Origin of the sequence: Mesonia sediminis, assembly GCF_042684705.1 — a bacterium.
Taxonomy (GTDB): domain Bacteria; phylum Bacteroidota; class Bacteroidia; order Flavobacteriales; family Flavobacteriaceae; genus Mesonia; species Mesonia sediminis.
Genome location: NZ_JBHULZ010000023.1, coordinates 442,164 through 450,391 on the forward strand (window position 1 = coordinate 442,164; position 8,228 = coordinate 450,391).

An 8,228-nucleotide genomic window follows, 5' to 3' on the forward strand; every position below is an offset into this window, starting at 1 on the left:
ACTAGCATCACTTTTTATTTGTGTATTTTTAATTAAATTAACACAAATTTTAAAGCCATGACAACTAGTGATACTAAAAACCCATTGATTAAACAGGCTAGGATTATTCATTATCAAATTCATCAAATGATAAATGAACTAGAATACCGCAATCGTCAAAGTGAGAATTCAAAATCGGTTTACCGTAAAAATCTACTTGAAGATAGCCTGCATTATATGCGCAAAAACGCAAACGTACTTTTAGCCAAACTTTCTAGTGCTCAACAAATAGACTCTTATTGCTATAAAATGGAAAGCGCTTGGCTGATTCGAAAAGCTATAAGAGAACTAAAAAACGATATAAAAAGTTTAGAATTAAGCGGATTTGCAATCAAAAATCAAAGCAAGGTTTTAAGCCTTGAAATTGAGCAATTTAAAAATTTGTTTGCTCCTTGGGTTAAAAATATTCAACCCAAAACAGGAGAACAAGATGAGTGGGGTTTTATTTAAGCCAGGCCTTTATCTTGATGTTTAAAATTCACTTAAAATGGCACATTTATGACATATGAACTTGATATCCTATCCATTAAAACCTTAACCCATAATGTTAAACGTTTTAGAATATCTAAACCAAATAATTATATTTTTATTCCTGGACAAGCTACCAACGTAGCGATAAATAAGCCAGGATGGCGAGATAAAAAACGAGCGTTTACAATCACAAGTTTACCCGATGATGAAAGCTTAGAGCTGATCATAAAAATCTATCCTGAACATAACGGAGTTACCAAAGCATTAAATGATTTAAGGCCGGGCAACCAATTGTTATTAGAAGAACCTTGGGGTAAATTAACCTATAAAGGACCAGGATTATTTATTGCCGGAGGTACGGGAATTACTCCATTTTTAGCCATTTTTAGAATGCTAGAGCAGCAAAATAAATTAGAGAAGATAAAATTGCTTTACGCAAACAAAACTTCCAAGGATATAATACAAGAAAATGAATTGAGTATATTACTAGAAGAGAGGGTTCAATTTATACTTACAAATGAAGATAAAAGTGAGTATAAAAAAGCTTACTTAGACTTGGATTTTTTAAGACATAAAATTCAAAATAAACAGCAATACTTCTATGTTTGCGGTCCTGCAGAAATGACTAAGCATATACGTCAGTACCTAAAGACTATGGCCGTTGAAGAGCACTTTATAATTTTAGACGATCAATAATCTGTCAATTATTCATTTTACTTTTACCTGAATTGAGTTAATTCTTTTATTTTTGGTTCATTTAAAACTAAAACCTAATCATGGCTTCAGGAATTTTTGCAATATTAGATGACATCGCCGCTTTAATGGATGACGTAGCGGTAATGAGTAAAGTGGCTGCCAAGAAAACAGCAGGAATTTTAGGAGATGACTTGGCAGTTAATGCAGAAAAAGCTTCGGGCTTTGTGTCTTCACGCGAAATTCCTGTTTTATGGAAAATCACAAAAGGGTCTTTTATAAATAAGCTAATTATACTACCGCTGGCATTTTTATTAAGCGCTTTTGTTCCTGTAGTTATAGGAATTATTTTACTGATTGGAGGTTTTTATCTGGCTTATGAAGGCGCAGAAAAAATAATGCATTTTTTAAAGCCAAATAAACATACTAAAAAAGAAAACCTTAAACAAGCCCAATCTGAGGAAGAGGTTTTATCGATAGAAAAAGAACGAATCAAGTCGGCTATAATTACCGATTTCATCTTATCTGTAGAAATCATAATTATCGCCTTAGGTACCGTTGAAAATGAAAGTATTAGCATTCAAATTTTAGTCGTAAGCATTATAGCTCTTTTGGCTACGGTGGGTGTTTATGGTATTGTAGCCTTAATTGTTAGAATGGATGATGCAGGTTTTGCTTTGATGCAAAACCAAGATGAAGAATCTGGTTTCAGATATAAATTAGGTGAACTTTTAGTAAAGAGTTTACCAAAAGTGGTAAAGTCTCTATCTGTAATCGGTACCATTGCGCTTCTTATGGTTTCAGGAGGAATTTTTACGCATGAATTTCATGCTTTGAATGATTTCTTACCTTCAATTCCTAGTATTTTAAAAGAAATGATGTATGGTTTAATAGCAGGAATTACGGTTTTCTTAATCGTTCAAGGAATTAAAACTTTAATCAAAAAGAAATAAATAATTAAAATTTATTTTTATCCGCTTTAGCGTAATCTTTAATCCACGCAAATTTATTTACAATTATCTCTTTATGCTCTAATTCAATAAACTCTAAAAAAGCCTGGGCTGCAGGAGATAGTTTTTTTGCTTTTCTATAAATTATTCTCCACTGGGTAGTTATTGGGAGTCCTTGAATAGGGATAATTTGCAGCTCTCTGTTTTGCAATTCGTTTTTAATTCCTATCAAGGGCATAATTGAAAGCCCTAAACCTGCAATAACCGCTTGTTTTACGGCTTCATTCGAAGTGAGTTCTAATTTTTTTGCAACTATATAATCATGTTGTTTTAGAAAAATATCCATAGCATCTCTCGTAGCCGATCCGGGTTCTCGATGAATTAGAGTGTGCGCTTTTAATGACTCCTTTAAAGGTGCATTTGAATCAATCTCAATTTGTTGGTTACCTACCAAATATAATTGATTCGGCATCAGTTTTATAGAGTGTAAACTGAGTTTTTCTGGTAGGGTTGACACTAGAGAAAAATCGACTTGATTCAACTCCATACTTCGCACAACTTTAGTTTTATTGGTTACATCCATAACCAAGTCTATGCCCGGGTGTTGTTGTAAAAAACCAGATAAAAAATAAGGCATCACGTATTTACCTGTTGAAGCAACCGATATTTTTAATTTACCCGTTAATTTACCTGCGTGGGCCAAGGTTTTATAATTGATGGCGTGCACCTCATTGATAATTTTGCTAGCTGCCGCGGCAATTTCATAACCAAAATCGGTTATATACAATTGCCTGCCTACTAATTCCGTTAAGGGAATAGAAAATTGTTCCTGAAATTTTTTTAATTGAATAGAAACAGCCGGCTGGGTGAGAAAAAGTTTTTCGGCTGTTTGTGTAATGCTCTTTGTTCTAGATATTTCTAAAAAAATATTTAATTGATGTAAGGTATAGTTCATAAATATTATTAATGTCTTACATAACAAATATAAATAAAAATTTATTAATCATTTTTTAAATCTTTGCCTCCAAATAAAAGTAAACTATGGAACAGGATGCCAAAAGTAACTTAAGCATCAAATTAGTTGATGGAACCTTCACGGCTAACGAGGCAAGAGAAATCATACTCGCCCTAATCAATAAGAAAATCAGTTTTCACGAACTAAAAAGTTTTCAAAGTTGGGAAAAAAATCACCAAACAGATCTTTCACCTTTTAAAGCAAGAATTGCCGAATTGGAAAAAGAAAGAAAACTACTAAAACAATTTATTGAACAGAACGAAGAAAACCATACTGATTTTGAGCTTAAAGGAGAACTTCATATTAGTATAGAAAAAAATAAAAAATAGATTTATGGCAACTGGTGAAATTGTTAACACACAAAGGAAAATGCCTGAACGCCTTTACTCCTATTTCTTGTGGACATTTTTTTTCTGCGTTCTTTTGGCGGCAACATTTAGTGCATTTACACCCATCAATTTAATTTTTGGCGAGATTTATCATATTAATTCCTTTAGCTTACTTATTGCTTCTGTTGTTTTACTATTTGGATCAATTGTAACCCACTATGCTACGTATTATTTACAGGGGTTTCAATACGCTAAAAATTTTTATATCAATAGCTTCCTATTTTTGCTTAGTGTAATCTCGTTGGTTACCGCCCATCATTTATTGATTTTATGTTTAAGTTGGTTGGGTATGGGATTTTTTATGAGCCGATTAATTGGTTTACAAAAAAATTGGTGGCAAGCCCAAAAGTCGGCTAAAATAGCCTTAATCTACTTTAGTATATCAAGCCTAATACTATTCATCTCATTATTCTCTTTAGCTTATTATACGCAGCAATTCACACTACCGGGCATTTTAAATCATTTTCAAGAAGCGCCTAGCTTGGTTTTAAACTTAGCTGTTATAGGTATACTGTTGGTATGTTTCATTCAGTCGGCTATTTATCCCTTTCAATCTTGGCTGCTCAATGCCATGACCGCTCCTACCCCTGCATCGGCGTTAATGCACGCTGGTTTTGTAAACGGCGCGGGTATTTTATTGGCTTTACTGGCCCCTTTAATGGTTTTTACAACAAGTCACTATTTTTTGTTTGTTATAGGAGGTATAACAGCCATTATCGCACAGTTCAACAAACTCATACAAACCAATGTTAAACAAAAACTAGCTTGTTCTACCATTGCTCAAATGGGCTTTATGCTTATGCAATGTGGTTTAGGTTTCTACAATGCGGCAGTAGCTCATTTAATTTTGCATGGCTTTTACAAGGCTTATTTGTTTTTATCTGCAGGCAGTGAAATTAAACAACTAAATATTCCTAAAATAGAGCATTTAAAAATAAACACGATGCAAGTGATTTGGGTGATCCTATTTGCACTTGCGGGAGGTAGCTTTTTTTCTTTATTAACCGCCAAAACAAGTTTTACCAATAGCGCCATATTTTTAACCATAATCGTAGCGATTACAGTAGCACAAAGCACCTATAATATCTTAAAATACAGAAATGTTAGTTGGCTAAAAAAAATATTTTCTGCCTTTTGGATTTTCATTTTTGGTGTTTCATCTTATGCAGTATTGTATGCCCTTGTAAGCTATTTTATGAAAGATATGCCCTATACTGCACAACCTGAACCTCTTGGATTTGTACATCTTTTTGTAGCCGGAGTGTTTTTACTTGGATTTTTTATCATGAAATTAGGCTTATATAAAAAACTACCTTGGCTTTACGTAATATTATTAAACTTATCTCAACCTAAACCCAGCTCCTCTAAATCTTAATTTTAAGTTTATGTCCGAATCATCCATCAAAAAAGAGATAGAAAATTTACTAAACAAAATCGCAGATACTCAACCGCTATATGCTTTTGTTACTTCAAATCAACTTTCAGGTTATCAGCATTTGCCCTTTGAAGATGCGGTATTAAGCGCTAAAAAAGAATTACAGATTAATCCCTACCCTAATGCAGATCAATTTAAAAAAGCTTATTTAAATGGGGAGATTAATGCCGACATCTTAAGTAATCTTCTAACTCAAAATGGCATTATTGGTCATCCTGAGACTTGTTTTGAACAATTGGCTCAGGAATCTGAAACCCACCAAAAACAGTACGATCGATTAGATCAATTACATATAAAATGGCTGAGTAGCTTTTTAGATGAAGGGGTGGCCGAATGGGCGATGCCTTTTAGAGAAAAAGGCTTTTACGCTGCCTGGAAAAAATTAGCTGCAACCGATAAACAAATCCGTAAAGGCAAAATAACTGAGTTGCCTAAAACCGCTGAGGAAAATATATTATTTGTTCTAAATCGATATCCGAAAGAAAAGCAAAAAATTATTCTTAAATCTCAATTATTAGCGCTTCCCGGCTGGTTGGGGTACATTAAACACCGAGAAAAAAATAAACCAGATTGGCAAAAAGAATACCCCATAACCCCTTTAGATTTTTTAGCGGTTCGACTAGGATTAGCTTATGCTATAGATTATGATTTACGCTCTAAAGCTGAAGTAACATCTGATTCACATCAAAACAAGACTTCAAGCCTAAGTCATATTTGGTTAAACGCCTGGGAACAGTCTTGGCAAATAGCTTTTGAGGAAAAAATTAAGAATGGCCTTACCCAAAATAATGAGCTAGACAGCCAAACTACTAAAGATTTAGATGCTCAATGGGTGTTTTGCATTGATACGCGATCTGAACGAATTCGTCGTATTATTGAAAGTAACCAACGAAATGAAACCTTTGGTTATGCAGGTTTTTTTGGTCTGGCCATGAAATATAAATGTCCAGATACTCAGCAAACCTATAATGCTTGTCCGCCCATTTTAGATCCTGCATTCACGGCAAAGGAAACACCCTTAGAAAACCAGGATAAAAAATTCAAACGCTACAAAAAACAAAAGGAATCCATCGGATTTTACGATTACTTTCTCAAGCGATTAAAAAATATGTTACCAGCTGCATTTGGATTTGTTGAAGGTGCTGGCTTACTTTACGGATTTCATTTGATTAAAAGTACGGTAACACCAGCTCACCGTTATAAGCTGGGAAAACCTATTGTAAAAAAGGAGCAAATTGCAGAACCTGAACTATTTGACAGCAACCAGCCAGTTGCACTTAATACAAAAATTGAAATTGTAAAAACCGCTTTTGAAATGATGGGGTGGAAAAAATTTGCTCCATTAGTAATTTTTGCTGGGCATGGCAGTACGAGTACCAATAATCCGTTTGCTTCTAGTTTAGATTGCGGTGCCTGTGCGGCGCATGCTGGTGGACCCAATGCTAGACTTTTGGCTAAATTGGCCAATTCTTTTGAGGTGCGAAAAGGGCTTAGAGAACAATACAATATTAATATCCCAGAAGACACCTTATTTATAGGTGCCCAACACAATACCACCACAGAAAAAATTGAACTCTATTATCATACAGAAAATAGTAAGCAATTAAAACGTATTAAAGAAATAGAAGCCTATTTAGAGCAAGTACAGCAATCCTGCTTGAGCGAACGCCTTGGAAATGAAAACAACCTTAAAAAACTCGCTAGCAAAAAGGGATTAAATTGGGCCGAAGTACGACCAGAATGGGGTTTAGCCAAAAATGCAGGATTTCTAATCGGACCACGATCTTTAAGTCAACAAATAGATTTGGGTACTGAGGTGTTTTTACATTCTTACGATTACAAACTTGACCCAGAAGCTAAAGCACTTGAGAACATACTTTTGGGCCCTATGGTAGTTACCCAATGGATCAACAACCATTATTATTTCTCTACCGTAGATAATGAGAATCTAGGTGGCGGATCAAAGATCTTTCATAATATTACAGGAAAATTTGGTGTAATCGAAGGGAATATGGGCGATCTAAAACGTGGGTTACCTCAACAATCTCTATACCAGAATGATAAAAAATATTATCATCACCCCTTGCGGTTATCGGTATACATCAACGCGCCAAAACAAATGGTTCAGCAAATCTTAGACAAGCATCAGCATTTGAACCAATTAGCAATGAACAAATGGATTCATATATTTAGCATCGATCCAGAAAACAAAAATAAAATCAGTAATGTAGTCAATTAATAATTCCGCTTAAAGCTTATACAAATCGATTTCACTGAATGTTATTTAGAGAAAATTAACGTTGTATAATAGTATTCTAAAGGCATTTAAATATTTGCGATTATAACCTATAAGACAACAACATATTTTCTAATAAAAATCTAAATTATAGCTGCCTGGGTAATGGCGTTTAAAAGCAGCTCTTTTGCGTGGTTTGAGCAGTCAATAATCTTCATATACTATAGTATAAATAGGAGCGCAGAAAATGACACTCCCCTCCTATTTTTTAAATAGTTAGGTTATCGTATTTTTAGAAGTTTAAATTTTAAAAGGCAGATTTTGATTCATTAAATGTGGAGCATACGCGTTACCAAGATTGGATTTTTTTAAGCATTTTGTCGAAAAATACAGTAACTTAATCTATAAATAGATCTCGAATAGTTCTATTTTACCATAAATTTCATTTGATATCAGAGGTGATAATCGCCCTATTTGAGTATATTTGTTACACATAAGTATTACTTATACTACGTTAAAAACCTTTATTTAGCAAGCTCAAAAAAGATCGCAAGTTTCTAGCCGCCAGTACATTTTGAGCTTTTTTTGTGTCTTTTTATTCGGTTTTTAAAGCATCTGTAAAAAGCTCAGCGGCTTATTTTACAAACTGCTGTGCTTGCAACAACAAACTGCTGGGTTTATCATGATAAACTGCGCTGCTTATGATTACAAACTGCTGGGTTTGTGAAAGGAAAAAGGGAAGAATTTTTAAGAATGGAAGTTGGCGAGGTTAACATTTAACCCAAGCACAAAAAAAAGGCCTCGTTTTTTCAAACGAAACCTTTATTTAATCAACTTAAATAAATCGCAAGTTTCTAGCCGCCGATCAATTTAAAGTCCATTGTCTCGAGTGCTTCACGCACACGTTTACCGGGTCTGTAATTTAAGCGTATTTGCTTGACATTACTAATGTTTACCTCCTCGGGAGTGGCACTCGGTTCTGAGCTTACCCCTACTTGAA

The 8,228-nt window shown here is 34.2% G+C and carries 7 protein-coding genes; 6 read left to right on the plus strand and 1 reads right to left on the minus strand.

The window, feature by feature from the left end; translation table 11 throughout:
* Positions 1–57 precede the first annotated feature (57 nt).
* The 3 genes from ACFSQ0_RS05185 to ACFSQ0_RS05195 all read left to right on the plus strand — a co-directional run bounded on the left by ACFSQ0_RS05185 (position 58) and on the right by ACFSQ0_RS05195 (position 2,156).
* Positions 58–489, plus strand: a complete 432-nt coding sequence (locus ACFSQ0_RS05185; protein ID WP_379045115.1) for a hypothetical protein — start codon at positions 58–60, stop codon at positions 487–489.
* Between the two features lie 48 nt (positions 490–537).
* The gene (locus ACFSQ0_RS05190) at positions 538–1,206 is read left to right on the plus strand and encodes an FAD-binding oxidoreductase (protein WP_379045118.1); all 669 of its coding nucleotides are present in this window, start codon (positions 538–540) and stop codon (positions 1,204–1,206) included.
* Between the two features lie 80 nt (positions 1,207–1,286).
* On the plus strand, positions 1,287–2,156 hold the full coding sequence (locus tag ACFSQ0_RS05195) for a DUF808 domain-containing protein (protein ID WP_379045121.1): 870 nt from the start codon (positions 1,287–1,289) through the stop codon (positions 2,154–2,156).
* Positions 2,157–2,160: 4 nt separating this feature from the next.
* Here ACFSQ0_RS05195 and ACFSQ0_RS05200 read toward each other — a convergent pair whose 3' ends face one another.
* A complete protein-coding gene (locus ACFSQ0_RS05200) occupies positions 2,161–3,108 on the minus strand; it encodes a LysR family transcriptional regulator (RefSeq protein WP_379045124.1) in 948 nt (315 codons plus the stop codon).
* A gap of 86 nt (positions 3,109–3,194) precedes the next feature.
* Between ACFSQ0_RS05200 and ACFSQ0_RS05205 the strand changes: the two genes are divergently transcribed.
* From ACFSQ0_RS05205 to ACFSQ0_RS05215, 3 genes are read left to right on the plus strand one after another with little or no spacing between them, the layout of a single operon-like run.
* Entirely contained in the window at positions 3,195–3,497 is a 303-nt protein-coding gene (locus tag ACFSQ0_RS05205; protein ID WP_379045127.1) for a hypothetical protein, read from the plus strand.
* A gap of 4 nt (positions 3,498–3,501) precedes the next feature.
* On the plus strand, positions 3,502–4,932 hold the full coding sequence (locus ACFSQ0_RS05210; protein ID WP_379045130.1) for a proton-conducting transporter transmembrane domain-containing protein: 1,431 nt from the start codon (positions 3,502–3,504) through the stop codon (positions 4,930–4,932).
* 10 nt (positions 4,933–4,942) lie between these two features.
* Positions 4,943–7,231 carry a DUF2309 domain-containing protein gene (locus ACFSQ0_RS05215; RefSeq protein ID WP_379045133.1) on the plus strand — a complete coding sequence of 763 codons (2,289 nt, stop codon included), beginning with the start codon at positions 4,943–4,945 and terminating at the stop codon, positions 7,229–7,231.
* The last annotated feature ends 997 nt before the right edge of the window (positions 7,232–8,228 follow it).

Bases quoted from the DNA above. Each gene is read 5' to 3' on its own strand.
- ACFSQ0_RS05185 (WP_379045115.1), top strand. From the start codon at position 58: ATGACAACTAGTGATACTAAAAACCCATTGATTAAACAGGCTAGGATT.
- ACFSQ0_RS05190 (WP_379045118.1), top strand. From the start codon at position 538: ATGACATATGAACTTGATATCCTATCCATTAAAACCTTAACCCATAAT.
- ACFSQ0_RS05195 (WP_379045121.1), top strand. From the start codon at position 1,287: ATGGCTTCAGGAATTTTTGCAATATTAGATGACATCGCCGCTTTAATG.
- ACFSQ0_RS05200 (WP_379045124.1), bottom strand. From the start codon at position 3,108: ATGAACTATACCTTACATCAATTAAATATTTTTTTAGAAATATCTAGA.
- ACFSQ0_RS05205 (WP_379045127.1), top strand. From the start codon at position 3,195: ATGGAACAGGATGCCAAAAGTAACTTAAGCATCAAATTAGTTGATGGA.
- ACFSQ0_RS05210 (WP_379045130.1), top strand. From the start codon at position 3,502: ATGGCAACTGGTGAAATTGTTAACACACAAAGGAAAATGCCTGAACGC.
- ACFSQ0_RS05215 (WP_379045133.1), top strand. From the start codon at position 4,943: ATGTCCGAATCATCCATCAAAAAAGAGATAGAAAATTTACTAAACAAA.